The organism is uncultured Alloprevotella sp. (genome assembly GCF_963536905.1).
Lineage (GTDB): Bacteria > Bacteroidota > Bacteroidia > Bacteroidales > Bacteroidaceae > Alloprevotella.
The window spans coordinates 1-18,526 of the sequence record NZ_CAUTBW010000046.1 but is presented as its reverse complement, the minus strand read 5'-3'; the positions used below and the strand labels follow the sequence as shown (position 1 = coordinate 18,526).

At 47.2% G+C, this 18,526-nt stretch carries 15 protein-coding genes and 1 pseudogene; 3 read left to right on the top strand and 13 right to left on the bottom strand.

Annotation, left to right across the window (positions count from 1 at the left end):
• Window positions 1–185: transposase (locus ABLA33_RS08150; RefSeq protein ID WP_237784033.1), on the top strand; the 185-nt coding region annotated here is incomplete at its 5' end.
• Between the two features lie 103 nt (window positions 186–288).
• Here ABLA33_RS08150 and ABLA33_RS08145 read toward each other — a convergent pair.
• The 6 genes and pseudogenes from ABLA33_RS08145 to ABLA33_RS08120 all read right to left on the bottom strand — a co-directional run.
• Window positions 289–1,128, bottom strand: a pseudogene (locus tag ABLA33_RS08145) (MBOAT family O-acyltransferase); the annotation flags it as partial.
• Between the two features lie 59 nt (window positions 1,129–1,187).
• Window positions 1,188–2,096, bottom strand: a complete 909-nt coding sequence (cysD, locus tag ABLA33_RS08140) for a sulfate adenylyltransferase subunit CysD (protein ID WP_347719926.1) — start codon at window positions 2,094–2,096, stop codon at window positions 1,188–1,190.
• A 68-nt stretch (window positions 2,097–2,164) separates the two neighbouring features.
• A complete protein-coding gene (cysC, locus tag ABLA33_RS08135; protein ID WP_347719925.1) occupies window positions 2,165–2,749 on the bottom strand; it encodes an adenylyl-sulfate kinase in 585 nt (194 codons plus the stop codon).
• A gap of 4 nt (window positions 2,750–2,753) precedes the next feature.
• Window positions 2,754–4,307: an SLC13 family permease gene (locus tag ABLA33_RS08130; RefSeq protein ID WP_347719927.1), complete on the bottom strand. Its 1,554-nt coding sequence runs from the start codon at window positions 4,305–4,307 to the stop codon at window positions 2,754–2,756.
• Window positions 4,308–4,367: 60 nt separating this feature from the next.
• Entirely contained in the window at window positions 4,368–5,177 is an 810-nt protein-coding gene (cysQ, locus tag ABLA33_RS08125) for a 3'(2'),5'-bisphosphate nucleotidase CysQ (protein WP_311491045.1), read from the bottom strand.
• Between the two features lie 147 nt (window positions 5,178–5,324).
• Window positions 5,325–6,764, bottom strand: a complete 1,440-nt coding sequence (locus tag ABLA33_RS08120) for an MATE family efflux transporter (RefSeq protein ID WP_347719924.1) — start codon at window positions 6,762–6,764, stop codon at window positions 5,325–5,327.
• A 335-nt stretch (window positions 6,765–7,099) separates the two neighbouring features.
• Here ABLA33_RS08120 and ABLA33_RS08115 point away from each other — a divergent pair, with 335 nt between their 5' ends.
• Complete coding sequence (locus ABLA33_RS08115; protein ID WP_347719923.1) at window positions 7,100–7,282, top strand: hypothetical protein; 183 nt, start codon at window positions 7,100–7,102, stop codon at window positions 7,280–7,282.
• An 888-nt stretch (window positions 7,283–8,170) separates the two neighbouring features.
• Here the strand turns inward: ABLA33_RS08115 and ABLA33_RS08110 are convergent.
• Genes ABLA33_RS08110 through ABLA33_RS08100 form a run of 3 tightly spaced genes read right to left on the bottom strand, consistent with a single transcriptional unit; the run spans window position 8,171 to window position 12,725 of the window.
• Window positions 8,171–10,819 carry a C10 family peptidase gene (locus tag ABLA33_RS08110; protein WP_347719922.1) on the bottom strand — a complete coding sequence of 883 codons (2,649 nt, stop codon included), beginning with the start codon at window positions 10,817–10,819 and terminating at the stop codon, window positions 8,171–8,173.
• A 40-nt stretch (window positions 10,820–10,859) separates the two neighbouring features.
• Complete coding sequence (locus ABLA33_RS08105) at window positions 10,860–11,882, bottom strand: DUF4435 domain-containing protein (RefSeq protein WP_347719921.1); 1,023 nt, start codon at window positions 11,880–11,882, stop codon at window positions 10,860–10,862.
• Between the two features lie 12 nt (window positions 11,883–11,894).
• Window positions 11,895–12,725, bottom strand: a complete 831-nt coding sequence (locus tag ABLA33_RS08100) for an AAA family ATPase (protein ID WP_183693711.1) — start codon at window positions 12,723–12,725, stop codon at window positions 11,895–11,897.
• A 263-nt stretch (window positions 12,726–12,988) separates the two neighbouring features.
• Here ABLA33_RS08100 and rplS point away from each other — a divergent pair, with 263 nt between their 5' ends.
• Window positions 12,989–13,360, top strand: coding sequence for a 50S ribosomal protein L19 (gene rplS / locus ABLA33_RS08095; RefSeq protein WP_311491039.1), 372 nt, complete (start codon window positions 12,989–12,991; stop codon window positions 13,358–13,360).
• Window positions 13,361–13,475: 115 nt separating this feature from the next.
• On the opposite strand, the gene ccsA is transcribed toward rplS, so the two are convergent.
• From ccsA to nrfH, 4 genes are all read right to left on the bottom strand, one after another.
• On the bottom strand, window positions 13,476–14,267 hold the full coding sequence (gene ccsA, locus ABLA33_RS08090) for a cytochrome c biogenesis protein CcsA (RefSeq protein WP_347719920.1): 792 nt from the start codon (window positions 14,265–14,267) through the stop codon (window positions 13,476–13,478).
• A gap of 85 nt (window positions 14,268–14,352) precedes the next feature.
• On the bottom strand, window positions 14,353–15,432 hold the full coding sequence (locus ABLA33_RS08085; protein ID WP_347719919.1) for a cytochrome c biogenesis protein ResB: 1,080 nt from the start codon (window positions 15,430–15,432) through the stop codon (window positions 14,353–14,355).
• A gap of 382 nt (window positions 15,433–15,814) precedes the next feature.
• Complete coding sequence (gene nrfA / locus ABLA33_RS08080) at window positions 15,815–17,314, bottom strand: ammonia-forming cytochrome c nitrite reductase (RefSeq protein ID WP_347719918.1); 1,500 nt, start codon at window positions 17,312–17,314, stop codon at window positions 15,815–15,817.
• 41 nt (window positions 17,315–17,355) lie between these two features.
• Complete coding sequence (gene nrfH, locus ABLA33_RS08075; RefSeq protein WP_311491035.1) at window positions 17,356–17,964, bottom strand: cytochrome c nitrite reductase small subunit; 609 nt, start codon at window positions 17,962–17,964, stop codon at window positions 17,356–17,358.
• Between the last annotated feature and the right edge of the window lie 562 nt (window positions 17,965–18,526).

Sequence of the window (18,526 nt, the reverse complement as noted above, 5' to 3'; positions counted from 1 at the left end):
GAATGATTTACTCTACTAACTGGGTGGAACGACTGAATAGAAGTTATAAGCGCACCTTACTCATGCGTGGAGCGATGCCTTCCCCTGCCTCTGTGGTTTATCTCTTGGGATCTGTTGCCAAGGAGAAAACAGAAGGGACATATGCAAGACGGCTGCCGTATTTTGGGGAGTGGAAAATCAGGTAAAATGGCAAAGAGATATCAACATCACAAATTGCCCTCATGCTTGGGGTACCCCAAGCATGAGGGCAAGGACGAGGAGAATCTTACACACTTTTTCGGACATTACCCAAAAGTCGCGGATATTGCGAGAAAAGTAAGGGTAACGGAAATTCTGCATCAATCGGATGCCGAAAAGGCGACCCGTACCGATTGCTATATCGCTATAACCGGAGAAGTCGCCGTAGATCTGAAAGGTAAAGAGAAGTCCGCCCATCAACAGGTCTACCCCACTGGCCTGTGCATAGTCGGAGAAGATGGCATTAACTCCAACGGCGCATTGGTCGGCTATAACAATCTTCTTGAAGAAGCCCCACAAAATTTGTCGCATTCCGTCGACCGCATCGGCATAGGAAAACGTGCGGTCCTGCTGGAACTGCGGCAGCAAGTTAGTAGCGCGCTCAATAGGGCCAGCCACCAACTGAGGGAAGAAACTGAGATAAGCAAAAAATTCTATGAGGTCGTGCGTGGCAGGAAGTTTCTTACGATAAACATCAATGGAATAGCTGAGTGCCTGAAAGGTGTAGAAACTAATGCCTACGGGAAGAATCACGTGGACAACGGGGGCGTGGAGCGTTCCAAAGCCCAAGGCCGTGGAAAGGTCCTGCAAACTGTCGGCAAAGAAGTTGAAATACTTAAATGCGCCTAAGATGCCGAGGTTCAGCAGTATGTTGCTCCACAATATGTGTCGTGCCCATCGCGGATAGCGTTCCTCCCAAATGCCACTGACATAACTGCAAAGCGAAGTCAGAGCCAGCAATCCCGTGAAACGCCAATCCCACCAGCCGTAGAAGAAGTAACTGCAAAGAACAATCCAAAGATTGCGCGACCTACGACCGCGACAAACGTACCAATAGATAAGGAAGACGCACGGCAGGAAAAGCAGAAATTCAAACGAATTGAAGAGCATAAAAAAAGAGCCTTACCCCTCCTTTGGCACGAGCCAGAGGGGTAAGGCTGAATATGGGTTTAGAAATATCCTTCACGCTTCTTTTGTTCCATAGAAGCATCTTGGTCGAAATCAATTACACGCGTGGTTCGTTCGCTCTTTGTGGTAGTCATCATTTCCTCCACGATTTTCTCAATCGTATCGGCTTCGCTCTCGATGGCACCAGTGAGCGGCCAGCATCCGAGAGTGCGGAAGCGGATTTTCCGCATCTCAATCTTGTCTTTGTACTTTTCAGGCAAGCGTTCATCGTCTGGCATGATGAGTTGGCCATCCATTTCCACGACTGGACGCTCTTTAGCGAAGTACAGCGGTACGATGGGGATGTTTTCAAGGCGGATATATTGCCAAATGTCCAGCTCTGTCCAGTTGCTCAAAGGGAAAACGCGTATGCTTTCGCCCTTGTGGATACGAGTGTTATAAATGTCCCAGAGTTCCGGACGTTGGTTTTTGGGATCCCACTGCTGGAACTGATCGCGGAAACTAAAGATGCGTTCCTTTGCGCGGCTCTTTTCCTCGTCGCGACGGGCTCCGCCGAAAGCTGCATCAAAGCCGTATTTTTTTAGACCATGAAGAAGCGCCTGCGTCTTCATGAGGTCGGTGTGTACCTTTGAGCCATGCGTGAATGGGCCTACTCCAGCCTTAAATGCCTCCATGTTGCTCTCCACTATCAACTTCCAACCGTGCTCTCGCGCGTACCAATCGCGGAATTGAAGCATCTCTTTGAACTTCCACTTTGAGTCGATGTGCATCAGAGGAAAGGGCGGGCGGCCTGGAGCAAAGGCTTTCTCGGCCAGACGAGCCATAACGCTCGAGTCCTTACCGATGCTGTAGAGCATAACAGGATTTTCAAATTCGGCAGCTACTTCGCGGATGATGTAGATACTTTCCGCTTCGAGCTCCTTGAGGTGGCTCAGATTATACTGTTCCATATAATTGTCGGTTTTTGCTTTATGTTGTTATATAGATGAATGGTGTCGATCAGTGGGAGGCACTTATTTTATTCGATACCTAAGAAGACCAAGATTTGCTTTACGCCATCCTCGAGGCTCACCTTGCTGGTGTCGATTGACAAGGCTGGATGCTCGGGTGCTTCAAAGGGTGCGCTGATTCCCGTAAAGTTCTTGATTTCTCCACGGCGCGCCTTGGCGTACAGCCCTTTCACGTCGCGCGCTTCGCACACTTCGAGCGGAGTGGAGATATATACCTCCTTGAAATCTTCTGCCCCGATGATGTCGCTGGCCATACGGCGCAGGTCATTGGATGGGGAGATAAAGGCGGCGATAGTAATGATGCCCGTGTCCACAAAGAGTTTGGCAACTTCGGCAATACGGCGGATGTTCTCTCGGCGGTCTTCAGCCGTAAATCCAAGGCCTTTGTTGATGCCACTGCGTATGTTGTCGCCATCGAGGATACGGCAAAGCAAACCTCGCTTTTGCAGTTCGCGCTCCAGAGCTATTGCCACGGTACTTTTGCCTGAGCCGCTCAGCCCCGTGAACCAGAGCATAACGCCTTTCTGCCCCAGAAGTTTCTCTTTATCAGAGCGACTGAGCATTTGATCAAAGATGGGATATATTTCGTTCATACCTTTAGAATGGCCAAAAGATGGGGATTAAGAATATACTTATGAGAAATGATATGATGTTCAGAGGAAGTCCGGCGCGCACGAAGTCGGCAAACCGATAGCCGCCCACACCCTGAACAATAAGATTGGTTTGATAACCAATGGGTGTGGAGAAACTCGATGAAGCAGCCATGCAAATGGTCACGAAGAAAGGCATGGGGCTAACTCCGAGCTGCTGAGCGATGGACAAACTAATGGGGAACGTCAGTGCAGCGGCTGCGTTATTGGTCATGAGCTCCGTGAAGCAGTCCGTCACTATGAAGATGAACGCCAGAAGTACGTAAGGGCCGAAATTGTCCGTCAGACGAATGGCTATCGCGGCGATAGCTTCTGCCACTCCTGAGTTCATCATAGCTTTGCTTATGGCAAAGGCCGATGCAATAGTGATGAGTATGTCCCAACTAATGAACTTCGTGTATTTCCGGGCTGGAAAAATCTGCAACCAAGCCATCACGATGGTCACGACGGAGGCAAAGAAGAACATATCAAGGTGAACTTTCGGGAAAGCCGAGCGAACAGCGGGCAACTCCCCTACGGTAGCCCCCAGAACCATCAGCGCCACCAGCACAACAGCCACCCAGCGCTTTGCACGGGAGAGCCTATTTACCATACCTCTGCTACTGCTCACCATGAGGAAGAAACTCGAATCTCCCCAGTTGGTAAGAAATTCTTCATCCGCCAAAAGCACAAGCGTATCCCCTTCGCGATAGCTCACCTTGCGCATATCGTGCATCAAGAAGCTCTCACCATTGCGGCGAAGCTCCAGAATCGTTGCTCCATACTTTCTCTTGAAGTCGAAATCAAAGATATTTTTTCCTATCGCTGGAAAGCGCGCTCCCAGCACTACATCAACGCGGAAGTAGCGGGAGTCTTTCCCCGACAGCTCTGCTGCCTGCTCCACAGTGCGGCTATCGGGCAAGAGCCAGCGAGAGAAGAGGAGCATATAAACAATGCCAGCGATGGCTATAAAGCCTCCCACTTTGCCCAGCTCAAACATGGTGAACCCTGTATAGCCTGCATCCATCACCATCCCATCGACAACAAGATTGGTGGACGTACCTATCAGCGTACACATACCGCCAAGAATTGTGGCATAGCTCAAGGGGATGAGAAACTTAGTAGCAGGGAGACGCACAGATTCGGCCCAGCGCTTGATAATCGGGGCAAAAATAACGACAACTGGCGTGTTGTTGAGAAAAGCCGAAATGGCGGCAACGATAGGCAAGAGGCGCAACTGAACACGATAGACCGACAAGCGGCCCTTCGGTAGCAAGAAAAGGAGAAGTTGCTCCAACACACCTGCACGCCGAATGCCCTCACTGACAAGAAAGAGCAACGCCACCGTTATCATACCCTTGTTGGAAAATCCCTCCAACATGTCCTTTGGAGTCAGTATGCCCGCACAGAGAAACACCACTGCGGCCGAGAATAGTATCATTCCCGGGCGCATTCGGTCCTTCATCAGCGCCAGCACAACCAGCAAGAGGACGACAACGACAAATACTAACATCTTTTTAATTCATGCCCCCCCTATTTCTGTCCACACGTGGAGAACAAAAGCTTTGAGGGGCAACGACTTTTATTTACTTACTATGAAATGGGGATTGTGTAAATCCTCTTTGTTATAAACCAACGATTCACCACTTGCGGCATCATAAACGCGCTTTCCTGCTGCCCGCACAATGGCATCGCCTGCAGCGGTATCCCACTCCATGGTGGGCGCCAATCGGGGGTAGATGTCGGCACTCCCCTCCGCCACGCGACAGAGTTTGAGGGACGAACCTGCCGACAAGATTTCCACCTCGTCATGTTCCTTTCGCAAAGCATCGATGAAAGCCTGCGTTTCAGCCGAGAGATGGGAGCGCGAAGCCACCACCACAAAGTTGTGGCGCTGCGTTTCCATGGGGAGATGCACGGCAGAGCGGATAAGTTGCACTTCATCATTCTTAGCCACGGTGATATCCCCCACTTTGAAGGCTCCAAAGCCTTTCATGCCGAAGTAGAGAGTATGAGTGGTGGGAACATAAATCACGCCGCCCACTGGCTTTCCTTCCACGACGTAAGCGATATTGACAGTGAACTCCCCATTGCGTTTGATGAATTCTTTCGTACCATCGAGCGGATCTACGACAAAGAGTTCTGTCCAATCCTTGCGACTATCATAGGGTGCATGTGCACCTTCTTCGCTCAGGATAGGAAGTCCTGTTGGCCGCAAGTGTTCCACGATGACAGCATTAGCCTTGCGGTCGGCCAGCGTCAAAGGTGAATTGTCGTTTTTTCTTTCCACTTCCCAATCCTCTGTAGGACGGGCGTAAATCTCCATAATAGCTTTTCCTGCTTCAACAGCTGCAGGAATTGCAGCACGCAGGAATTCTGTAGGATTGTACATACAACTTCTAAATTATTACGGCAAATATAACCATTCCATATAGAAACCACAAGCAACAGGGCTAAGCGCCATCCTCTCAACCACTGTGGTCGAAACGGAACAGCAAAACAAGTTGGGGGACACAAGGGAGAGAATCTCACTCCTCCCCTACTCTCTGAACGTTTTGCTCTTCCAAAGTCGGAGGAGGAAGATGATGCCGCGGAATGTCAGCTCGATGGCCATAGCTGTCCATACGCCCGTGAGGCCCATATCAAAGACCGATGTCAGCATGAAAGCGAGCGTGAGGCGCACGCCCCACATCGAAGCGAGGTTCATAAAGGCCGGAATGAGCGTATCGCCAGCTCCCACACAGCAGCCATAGGCCACGATAGAAGCCGCAAACATGGGTTCGGCAAAAGCTTCAATGCGCAGGGCAGAAACACCGAGGTCGATGATTTCCTGAACGGGTGTGAAGACGGCCATCATCAGCGGAGCAAATACATACATAAGGATGCCCATCAGCGTCATGATGCTAATGCCAAAAGCCACGGCAATAAACGCAAAGCGGCGGGCTAAAGTCTTCCGCGCAGCCCCGATGCTCTGCCCCACAAGGGTTGTGGCTGCATCTGAGACACCATAGCCGGGCATGTAGCATAGACTTTCGGCCGTCACGCCAAAGCTATTGGCCGAAATGGCAAAGATGCCCAAAGGAGCTACGATCACGGTGGTTAGGATTTGGGCGGAACACATGGCCACATGCTGCACAGCCATAGGAAGCCCTATCTTCCATGCGCGGGAGAGCACGCGACTCGTGGGGATGAAGCGCCGCAATTCGCCGAAGCCCTTGTTCCAGATGCTCAACTGCCGCGAGCGGGCCAACATATAGTAGACCATGATGATGGCCGTTAAAATCTCGGCCGCAGCCGTACCGAGAGCTGCCCCCGGAACGCCCAAGCCCATTCCTGGCATAGAAAAGTCGAAGCCCAGAAAGGAAACGGTGCGCGTGGGATAGATGAAAAAGAAATTAAAAATTATATCGAACACGCACATCACGGCGTTGAGGATACTTGGAAACTTCACATTGCCGCTACACCGCAACATGGCCGAAGCTAAGATATCGAGCTGAAGTATCGGAATAACGAGACTGAAGATAGCAAAATAGGTGGCACTATCGCCGCGTATGGCATCTCCACCGCCGAGCCACATGGGCAAATGAGGACTAACAAGAATTCCCAGCAAGCCCTCAATAACGCTAAAGACAAACGTAGCCACCAAGGCTTGGCGCAGCACATTGCGCGCACCTTCTTCATCGTTAGCACCAATGAGATGGGCCACCTGAACGGAGAAGCCCATACTGACAGCGTTACAAAGTCCCGCAAAGAGCCAAACACTGGTGCTAACGAGTCCGATACTGGCACTGGCGTTCGCGCCAAGATGTCCCACCATCGAGGCATCAATATAGTTCATCACGATGGTGGCTATCTGCGCCAACATAGCAGGCAGACTGAGGCGCACAAGCAACTCCAGTTGTTGCCAGCGTGTCATCTCTCGCCCTGTGCGGATTCCTTCCAACAGTAGGTCGGTCTTTGTTGTTACTACATCGGTCATAATCTGTTGCAAAATTACGATTTTTCTAGGAGAGACCTGCTAAGAGAAGAGCTCCCCTAAGAAACTTGTGAAAAGGAAAAAGATCCCTCAAGTTTTTAAGCACACTAAAAAAACCGCCCTTTTTATTGACAAATGCCTTTCTCAATCTAGAAAAGAGATACAAGAGTTTTCTAGATAAAACAATGAAGAAAAGCGAAAAGAAGAAGGATATGAAAAAAATTTTACGTAGGTAGAGAGAAAAAGAACGGTTTCCGCCCTCTTTTCTCTCAAATTCAGTTGCAGAGAAATGGTTCAGAGCCACTTTTTTCTTTATTCTATCCCTCGACACAATAAAGTTGCCAGCTGACATCCTTATTGCGTTTGAAAATTTCCTTATTGTATTTTTAATTTCTCAAGGAGAAAATAAAATTTGTAGTATAGAAAATAATTTTCCTCCTATAGAAATTGAAAATACCCCTATTGTGGTGATGACTGAGAATGAAATATTTTCGACCACAGACCTTCGCACTGGATTTTAAACGATTCTCGAGGCTATAGAGTAAGAAATATTTTTACAAGTTGTTTGATGAATAAAATATCATATAAGAAAGATGTTAGATTTCCATTAAGAAGAATTATCTTTCTTTTTTCGTATTTACCGATTACATATAATAGAAAATACCTAACTTTGCAACCCGATTTACATTTCTGCTTATAGGAATGCCTATATAAAAAGATGTGCCTAAACAGATTTAGGCGTTATATATATAAATTAGGAGAGATAATTCAACAAAAATGAAGAAGTATCAAACACCCCAGACATATGTAATCACAACAGATTTACAATATGCACTGTTACTTTCAAGTCCGAGAGGAACACAGCATGAGGGTTTTACGGAAAGTACCAATCCTCCCCCTCGTGTTGAAGATGGGACGGACGACGATAGTCCTTTCTAAAAGACTATCAAAGCAAACGAACTAAACTACTAAGAGTAGCAGCAATTGACTGCTACTCTTTTTTATACTGCATGAAACTAAGGTTCAACCATTTACCAGCAAACTAGGGCTTCTGAAGTTTTTTGAAACATTTGCTAAAGGGAGAAGATACGAGAAATATTTTAGCAGCTGTGACAACAGAGGAAAGTGTGACAACAATTATTGAGCTGAAAAATTTACTGTTACGTGCATAAGTATTTGTTTATCTGAATATTACACAGCTCTGTGACAATGCGACAGCAAAATATCATTTTCTTGCAGAGAGTATAGCAACACGACCATTACGTTTGCAAAGGGAGCGATGTGTCAGTTTTATCAATAATTGCAGTATAATTCTTCTATTGAAGGGATGAAGAAGCGGAAAAAAGAAGCTGCAAGAGGATTCGCTGATGAAACAAATCCTCTTGCAGATAAAGATTATTGATAATAGCTTACAGCACTATTCGAGTGAAACTGCCATAGAGCGTTACGACTCTCACCACACAGGGAGTTTGAGGTAAGGCAAGTGTTAGGCTAGATTGATTGGAGGAAGAAGCGCGCAGGAGCAACGCACCATTGAGTGCATAGACTTCAACACCTTGAAGCCCTTCTTGCTCCACCTCCAAAAGTCCGTTGAGCGCACGCACAGCAGAATCTGTGACGACATCGGTAAGCCCCGTTGTTACCTCATCGGGATAGGTTTCGTAAGGGCCATTGATGATGGACACATAATGCGGTTCGACAGACAGAGGCCAGAGATCTTTCTCCTCTCCATTGATTTCGCCCATCAGTGCCAAGCGATAGTTGCGGTTGTTTATGAGTTTCAAATCTTTCACTTTGAGCCATCCGCTTTGGATAGCCGCGGTAGCATATTGTCCTGAAAGGTGGACGGTCTGCGTACTGGAAAGCAAGGGGAAGTGTCGGTCCGTTTCAGTATCCACGAGATGGAGCGTGAGTTTCCCTGCATACTCTTTATCTTTGTTCAGCTGAACGATGCACCCCAACTTAAAGAGTCGTGTGAAGGTCACGTCAATGTTTTCACTCGGCATACTTGAACCGTAATCGTCCTGGGCATAGCCATTAGCCATAGCAAAGAGATCAGAAGAAATCTCCTTACCAACAATCTCTACAAAGGAAGGTTGCTGACGGTTGATATTTTGAACGATGCATTCCTCCTTTGTGTACTCCTTGATGATAGTTAGGCGCAAGCGGTAGCGGCCTGGAGCAATATCGGCAGGTAAGCGCAGCGGAAATTTCACAAAGGTGGTGGCGAACATCTCAAAGTCGACAGCTTTTTCCGTTAAGACCTCAGCAACAGGCATATCGCTATCGTCGAGCAGTTCGAGCTTCACCTGTCCGTCGAAAGGCAAGGCATTGAGTTTTCTGATGGCAAGACGCACGGAGTTGGGTTCGCCCGGTCGCAAAGTAGTTTTGAATTCTGGTTCAGCCATGAGTTGGAAAGCAGCTTCTTGGGAAGGCCTTTCGCGAACAGAGATACTATCGTTCTGTACCTCCAAGATAAAACGCGGAGCTTTCTTGAATTTCATCCACGCTCCCCATTCGTTTGAACCTTTGCGGGCTGCAGCAATGGGCAAGAGTGTATAAACGCCGTTGGGAAGCCCCGACAAATCAGTGGAGAATACCACATCTTCAGCAATAAGCCCCGAGGAGGGCATCTTTCCCTCATCTTGTTGGAAGCGAAATGCTGTGTAGCCACCCGTGGAATAATAAGGAGAGGGACAAGCACGCACCAATGTGCCATCCTCGCCATAGATGCCGATGCCTATATCTCCCACAAACGGGAGGGAACTTTGATTGACAAAAGAACTATAAGCTATCTTCACATCCGAAGTGGCTTTCTGGGGTGCAGCATCAAGGAAGTGCATCTCGCCACCTATATTGAAAGCCAAATTGGGTGCATCTTCTCGCAAACTTTCTTCAATCTTTGGCACGCCGGGCTTATTGGGACGAGCCAAAATAACGAGGAGCTGCTTATTAAAGCTCAGCGGTCGCCCGCCAAACTCTGTTCCAGAGGAGGAGAGATTGAGTGCTGCCAACGAATAGTAGCCATCCGCTTGTCCGTCCCAACCGAAATTCATGTGAATCAAACCATCGCGATCAAAGCCATCAGCCACCCAGGCATGACCGCTTGCCCCACTTCGCTGATTGCCCGAGATATAGAGCGGAAAGCCTTTGCGGAGTTCGTCTTGGATGACCTCCAAAAAATGAGCGTTGCCCTCATTCTCCTTGGTAACAATGGCAGCATCATAATCGAAATAAGAGCGAAAGGCCTGTGCAGCAGCAAAATTTTGTGCGCTGCTACTATTTGGCGTGTACTGCATATAGACAGAGATTCCGACATCGCTCATCAATTTCGCCACGGCATCTTCCTGCTGTTTTGTATAGGAACCATAAGTGTAAGTGGGCCTCATCTGCTCCCAAGCATACTGCGACTGTGAAAAATCAGCCGAACGCGTTTGACCTTCATAATTAACGGTATAGCTGTTACTGCCTTGCCCGCGCAAAGGCCATTGATGGTAGTACATGAGTTGAGCCATCGCCGTGGCTACACATCCCGTATAGTAGTGGGTGAGCTTATTGTAAGGCTCGCCCTGTCCCCAGCGAGATTTGATAAGCGGGGGAACTGCATCGGCAGGCTTCGGGACGTGAGAAGCCTGAGTAGTGAGTTGAGGATTATTTTTTAACTGTCTATAGACATCCCTATAACTCTGAAGCAAGAAACGGACTTCTGGATTCAGACGTGCCGTATCTATCGCGCCCGAAGTACTATACGCCAACACCTCTCCCATCGCGTCGTTGCTGGCAACGATAACAAAACCGTTTCCGCCTGCATCATTGTATATATAATAAGGAGTAGATTGCAACAGCGCCTTTGTCCGCATTCGCACCTCATGCTGCGTTTGTTCACTGATACGGACATATCGGCGAGCAACAGAAAGCGCTTCTTCAGGAGACACCTCCCGCGCTTGAATGCTCAGGGTTTGTAAGAAAAGGAGAAGGAGAAAAATAACAGTAGAAGAACTCTTACGGAAAACACTATCCACGTGGCGAGTTATTCGAGAGAGGCATGTAAAAATCATTTTAGGAAAGTTTTAATAAAAATATGAGTAGAAAAAAACTTTAGCTATCTGCTTGTGAAACAGAACGATTAGAACCGTCGAGAAGTGCTTTGATATCTGCCTGCACGCGCTGATACTCTAGACAATCTGTATAGGTTGTGTGTTTGCGGAGCATTTCTTCCACAAGTCCTATGCTGTGCTGATAGGAAGCAAGTTCGTTCTGTGCTTGAACGCTATGCACTGCAAGGCTACGTATCTCATTTTCTTTCTCGCGCCGAAGCACATCGCACACACCGTTGAGCATGGGAACTACCAGCCCCTTAAAGAGATCGTGCCCACGCATATAGAGATAGGTGGTTTGTGGGGTCACTCCCAAGCGCAAAAGCTCGGCACAGAGCGGTTTGTAAGTCTGTCGCCCTTCTGGAAAACGTTTATGCAAACGCGCAATCTTCTGATTGACATGGTGGCGCAGAGCTTCTAACGTACGCTCGGGGTGGTAGTAGTCGAGTTGATAGATTTCTATAATATGATAAAAGTCGAGCATCGAAAACTCCTTATAACCGCCATAGCGATAGCACCAGATGTTCCAAGCGAAGAGTGGCCAAATGATTTCGGAATAGAGCTGGAGGAATGTTTCGAAATCGAAGAGTCGCCGATCGTTGAGCGTTGCCATGACGCAGACATTATGGAGCGCGGGAGCATAGCACTGAAAATTCTCAATGGCATACACATAAGTGTGAAATACATAAGGATTCTCACAAACCTCCTTCGACACGAGCGTGGTTCCTTGCATGAGATAATCGTAGTCTGCATCCACGCAAGCAATCATATAGGCCCCTAATTGTGGTCCCAACTCATTGGCAAGTGCTTCCTTCTTACCTTTGCTCAGTTTAGTGCGCGAAGGGAGCATCACTTCAAAATAATAGCGATCAGTTTCCAAAGGGTGCAGCAGTGTACTCCAGAAGAAGACATCATCATAGCTTTCCACATAGACGACAATCTTCTGTCTTGCTCGTTTCGACTGCAAGCGATTCATCGCCTCTATATAAGCCGAATTTAAGTTATGAGATAATCTCCGAGCCATAGTAAGAGAGAGTTAATCAAGCGTAATATCACTGACCTCTGTCACAGCATCTTGCCAACCGTCCATAATGACAGCGGGAGAATGAGTAGTGAGAACGATTTGCGCATTGGGGTTGAGTTCGCGAATAAGCCCAACAAGTCGTTTCTGCCATTCGAAGTGCAAACTAGCTTCTGGCTCATCCATGAAAAGAACGTAAGGCTGCTGATCCTCTGTCAAAGCCGTCAGAAGAATCACTAGAACTTGTTTCTCACCGCTTGAAAGAACATAAGGTTGCAGCACCTCTCCATACTGAGAAAACTGAAGTTCGTTGCTCTTTCGGTCTATCTTCTTCCCCGTTTCAGAGAAGAGATCATCAACGATGTCGAGAAAGCGCGTTTTGATGCTTGCCGCATCCGTAGCTTTCTGCCGCGCTTCGGGGTCGCCACTAGTGAGAAGTTCAATCATGCGGTTTCCCACATTCACTTGATAGTCGAGATAGCGCCGCTGAAGCAAATAGAGCTGCCAGTCGAGTTCTGTTGCCACATGAACATCCGTGAGTTGTTCCAGATGGTCGCTTTTAACTAACTGACGATCGAAGCTCCGGATGATATCATACCGGATACCCGTTGCATCGGAAGGTGCAAACTCCATTGTCAATCCCGTTGAGGTATCAGCCGGAGAGAGTTCGCCAGAAACAGGAAGTTCGCGCAGATGCTGAATCAAACGATTCAGAATAGTGCTCTTCCCTTCTCCGTTGCGTCCACTTAAGATATTAACATCGGGGTTTAGTTCCCAAAGAATGTGTTTGTGTCCAGACCAAAGACTCGGAATATCTATGCGACGAATATAGTTAGCATATTTCATAACTCAACGTATTTATCAGTTGCAGCAAAGATACTGAGTTTCGGGCAGATGGGCAAATAAGCAAACCTCACAAAAACTCTGCTGAACATCTAGTTTCTTCTATTATTGATCACAAAGAGAACAGAAAAAAGTAGTCCTGCTTTGTTATTCAGGAAATTAGCCGTACTTTTGCACCGCTTTTCCGCATAGCCGCTGGCAGAGAGCGAAAGAACTGTATATGCTATGCTGGGACCGACAAACAATATTTAATTCCCAAATCAAAAATGGCAGATTTAATTAAAATTGCTGAAGAAGCTTTTGCTACAGGCATCCAGATGCCAACTTTCAAAGCTGGTGACACGGTAACTGTGGCATACAAAATTGTCGAGGGTAACAAGGAGCGTGTGCAGCTGTACCGCGGCGTTGTTATCAAGATCGCAGGTCACGGAAACAAGAAGCGCTTTACAGTTCGCAAGATGAGCGGTACTGTAGGTGTTGAACGTATCTTCCCTATGGATAGCCCCGCTATTGACAGCGTTGAGGTTAATAAAGTGGGTAAGGTTCGCCGTGCTAAACTCTACTACCTGCGCAACCTCACTGGTAAGCGTGCTCGCATCCGTGAAAAGCGTACTGCAGTCGCTACGGACAAGAAATAAGCCGCTTCCGCTTTTTTGCAAAGCAAGTAAAAAGAGACCATTCTCGAAAGAATGGTCTCTTTTTTTGTGATAATACATAGCAATAAGCTTTTTCGCCTATTTCTCTACACCTTTCTCAACTCAGGCTATAAGTATGAATGCTACTGCCTTGAGCACTGGGTAAATAGTTGATACCCCACCAGCATACTTGAAGGAAAATAAAGCAGACAAGCAACATAGCTAAAGATGTGCGCAGACGGCGAGGATTGGACCGGCGAAAATGAATATAGACGAGATAGCTAAACCATGTGATAGCCGCCCAAGTCTCTTTCGGGTCCCAACTCCAATAATGCCCCCATGCTTCTTTTGCCCACAAAGCGCCGAAAAGCATACCGATAGTCATAAAGGCTAAACCGATATAAGAAAGATTATCAGTGAGCTCTATTTCTTTTTCCTCCACAGCCAAACGCTTGAAGAAAAGCAAATAGATACTCATCAATGCTGCTGCTCCAAGAAGGGCATAAGCGAACATATAGATAATCACGTGAGGGGCGAACCACGGACTTTGCAGAGCGGGCATCAGCGTCTTGTTGTGAATCTCTGGTTTGAAGAGATTGATACAGATAAAGACAGTGGAGAGCAAGGTGCTGAAAGCTAAAATCCACTTATATTTCCAACGGCTATACACTATGATACCTGCCAGCGGAAGGAAGAAACTATACCAAAGGCGCGTTTCGCCCATGGTGCGAAGCGGTGGACGCTCCAACGAAATCCACATGAGGGTGATAAAACTAAAGAAGATAGTAAGCCCAACAGCCGTAAAACCGTAGACTAACAAAGGGCGTTTTTCTTTCCATGCGAGAAACGCACCTACCGCCCAGAAAAGTATGGCGGGAATAGCGAAGTATATAAATGATGACCAGGACACGGTGAGGAATGTGTTAATTAAGAAATGTGCTAATGGGGGAAATGTGCTAATGTGCTAATGTGCTAATGTGCTAATGTGCCAATTATTATTTGCGCCTACTTCCCATAACAAACATGAGAATTGCACCGAGTAGGAGAAGAGCTATACCCACATAAACATAAGGAAGCCAAGGGTCGCGAACAAGTTCGAAGACGGAATACTGACTCCAACGACCGCGATCGTGGTCATAATCGAGTTGGTACATTTTCCATCCATTGACACTGAGGGGCTTATTAACATCTATCGTATCGCGGAACTTACGCCCATCTTTCGTATAGACCGTTACATCCGAAGCAAAGCGGCGCGGTTCAAGTTGCGGCATAGCAACAGCGGTTTTAGCATCGAGCTGGAGCACTTGCATGGGGAAATAGAAACTGCCACAACTCACCCAACCACTGATGCGACGATGAGTAGTGGGATTGATGACTTCCACCATAGCTGCAGGAATTGCACCGGCTGAGCCCCAAGCCACAGCTTTCAGTTTACCCCCTTCAGGGACAAGGGCTGCAAAAGGCAAATACTGCTTAACATGTATCTCCCAACCATTCAAACGACCGTGAGCAAGACTATCTTCAAGACTCAGCACATCGGACTTTCCACGCGGAAGTGCATCTCCGCTTTTACTATCGATAACGATGAGTTTCGGCGGATATGTGTCCATGATAAAACTATTGAGTTGCACCGCAAAGTCGAGCTCGTGAACTTTATTCTTATCATCGAGCCCGCGCCATTCGGGAACTTCTGCTTCCAGCTCCGCTCCCAATCGCAGGCGTTGCATATCTGCACTGCCAAGTGTTCCACAAGTGAGCACAAGGAAGAGTCCGAGATGTGACACAAGAAAGGGAACGCCGCGCCAAGTGAAATGAGTGACTTGTCGAAGAATGACAAGTCCAAGAATGTAAGTCATCCACATATAGACGAGGACAAACGCCCAGTGGCTCAACATCTTAGTAATCCCAATAGGGTCAGACGGGGAGGCATCAGCCCCCACTTGCTTCGTCAGTCCCATAATGAGCGTGAGCAACGCAACCCAAGCGATTGCCCCCACTGCGGCTTGACTACTACTCATCCAACGTAGCAGGTAGAAGCGTTCTCTTAAAAGCCAGCTACCTAAAATGAGTAACACCCAAAATACTAAAAAGATAAGATTAACGGGAAATGCAAACAAATCCCACTTTATCGGACCTATTGTAAACTGTAGCAATAGTCCCGTTAAGACAAGCCCGCCTCCAATAAATAGGGCTTCTTTAATTTTCCAAGGTTTTATCCACACGATATTTTAATGTGCTAATTTAGTAAATGTGCTAATGCGGGGCGACAAGGTCGCTTGAATGTGCTAATGGGCAATGTGCTAATGTGACAATGTGCTAATGTGCTAATTTGGCTTGAATGTGCTAATATGCTAATGATCTAACGGGACACACGGTGTAACCCACATTAGCACATTGTCTCATTAGCACATTAGCACATTTTCTCACATTAGCACATTTTTTAATTATCCCATTCTTTTAGTGAATCCTTCCTTTCGCCTTTGCTTCCTGAATCCATTTAGGAACAACGGTAGTAAGGAACTTATGTTTGTCGGCATTCATCTTGGCCATATCCAAGCCGATGTATTTCTGCGCTTTGGCTTTCGTACTGATATCGGGCATTGGAACTTCACCTGTGAAACCGTGCTTCGCTAAAACTTTTGAAATAGAGAAGCGAGCTTTGTGAGCAAAGTCGAGAGCCGAAGCAAGAATGCGCATCACTTCGTCCGTTGCGTGGAATGAAGCTCCATGGGAAGCTACTGCGTAGTCCCAACGCCACTGACCGGAACGGAGATCTTGCAGCGTTTCTTTCATTTCATTTTCCGTTGCACCCTTATCCCAAGCAAACTTCGCTTCAATGTGTGCTTTAGCCAATTCAGCCTCTACGCGATCGCGAATTTCGTTGACTTTACGCTGACGTTCGTAAACATAACCTCTCAGCTTATCAGCACTCTCACGATGACACACCTGACAAGTGCGTTCGATATGTGCTAACGGACTCGTGATTTGATGATCGGAGAATTTAACGCCGCCTTCTGCCTTGTACGGCATATGACAGTCGGCACAGGACAGACCGCGCATGCCATGAGTTCCATGCATAAAGAGCGTATAGCCTGGATGCTGCGCCTTCAGCATTGGAGCACGACTCAGAGCGTGCGTATAATCTGTAAACTTTATCTTATCATAGTAGCGCTCTATATCCTCCACGGTGTTTCCTTCGTCCATCGGGAAAGCGAGATAGTTTGTACCTTTCTGGAAGTAGTATTCTTCATGACATTGTGCACAAACAAGTGAACGCATTTCTTGATGTGGACGTGTGTTGACATCTTCGCCGTTGTGGGTGCGTGCCCATGCCTCCTTCAAAGCGGGACGACTCACACGAAGATTCATCGTGACAGGGTCGTGACAATCGGAGCAACCGATAGAATTCATTATCTGACTACCATGTGCCGACCAAGGTGCTTTATAGAAGTTTGCCACTCCCATTTCACTCATCAAGCGAGGAACATCTGGTCCCTTACATGTCCAACACGTTCCGGGTTGTTTCTCCCCCTTATCACCAGGAGTCATTGGAGCACCAGTGCGCAAAATTTCGCGCATATCCTCAACGGCGTGCGAATGACCGCGTGGAGTATTGTATTCCCAAGAGAAAGAGTATCCCGCCCAAAGAATCACCATATTGGGGCGTTGAGCCAAGACATCTTTACGTTGACTCCCATTAAACTCACTTTCAAACGTAGTATCTGCTGTCATCTTCCATGTTTCATACTCACGCGGAAAATCAGCAGCAAAGGAGTCGTTAAGGGAAACAATGCTGTCCTTCATCGGGAATCGGCGGTTGTTGAAGATACTTGCCACTTCGGCGCGGCGCTCCATCAGCGACGCTGCCAGGAGCCCCAGACAGAAGACAATGAGCATGGCACCACCAAAGAGGGCCCAGCCTTGCCATGTTTTGAGTTTTCGCTGTTGTTCTGACATAATGATATGATTTTTTTAGTTTTTACAATTGAAAGAAATGGTTATCGTCCGCCAACGGTTTTATGAAGCCATTGCGGTGCTGTTGCAGGCGGATAAGGAACAATGGCATTGGGGGTACTCGAGAGCCCCACTCGTCCGTGAGGTGTTTCGCGGTGACAATCCCAGCAAGCTTTCCCCTCGTTACGCTGCGCCATCATGTAGTCGATACGCCCCGTATTCACCAGTTCGGTGTTCAACTGGGTATGACAACGTATACAGTTATCCATTATCACTTCCGCACTCGCCTCTTTGAGCATGATAACATCTTTCTCGCTTTTGGTCACAAAGGCCGCCACGTGTCCAATACCATCTTTCGCTTTGAAATAGTACTTTGCAAACACACTGCTGTGCGGAACATGACAATCGTTACACGTTGCTGTGTGAGCATGCGAACTATGCGCCCATGTAGCATAATAAGGTGCCATCACATGACAGTTCATGCACGCCGCAGGGTCATCACCCAAATAAGTAGTAAAGCGGAGGGTATATAAAAACAGGCTTCCAAGTCCTGCTATGCAGCCGACAAGCAGAATCAAACCTACTTTTTCTGCACGTGAAAGACGACTCTTGAAATCGTTCCACAGGGTTTTCAGCTTACAAAATAATTTCATATAAGAGTCTTAATTGTTATTCCTTTTGCAAAGTTCAGTTTACATTTTCAATTCCGCAAAGAAAAAGAAGCTTTTTTACCCCTCCTCATTAGTTAGGAGGCTATTTTAATTTTTTATAACATTTTTAGCGACAAAAATAGTCTTTCATCCATACGTCCGAGATGCATTTAAAGTTTTTTATCCTCTCTTGACTCAAGAATACAAACAGCGAAATCACTAATTTTTGTTTAGAGAAGAAGAACCAACCTCTCTCCTTTCTATTGGAGCAAAGCCTCCTAAGATTTCATACTCCTAACAGAAAGACCTTTCATCGTAGCATCAAATCCATGAAGACGAAAATTTATAAACCGAATTGGGACTACTGAAGAGTGTTACTCTCTTCAGGACTTTCGTCTTTTTTTCCTTATTGTATTCTCCAACGCAATAAGGCTCTCAGCTCACTCCCTTATTGCGTCAGCCAGCACAATAAGGAAAATTTTCAGCGAGACACACCCATTACATCCTCCAACTGTCCCCAGCGGGGACACACCATGCTTAACCGCGGGTGATGCCCGAAGGGCGA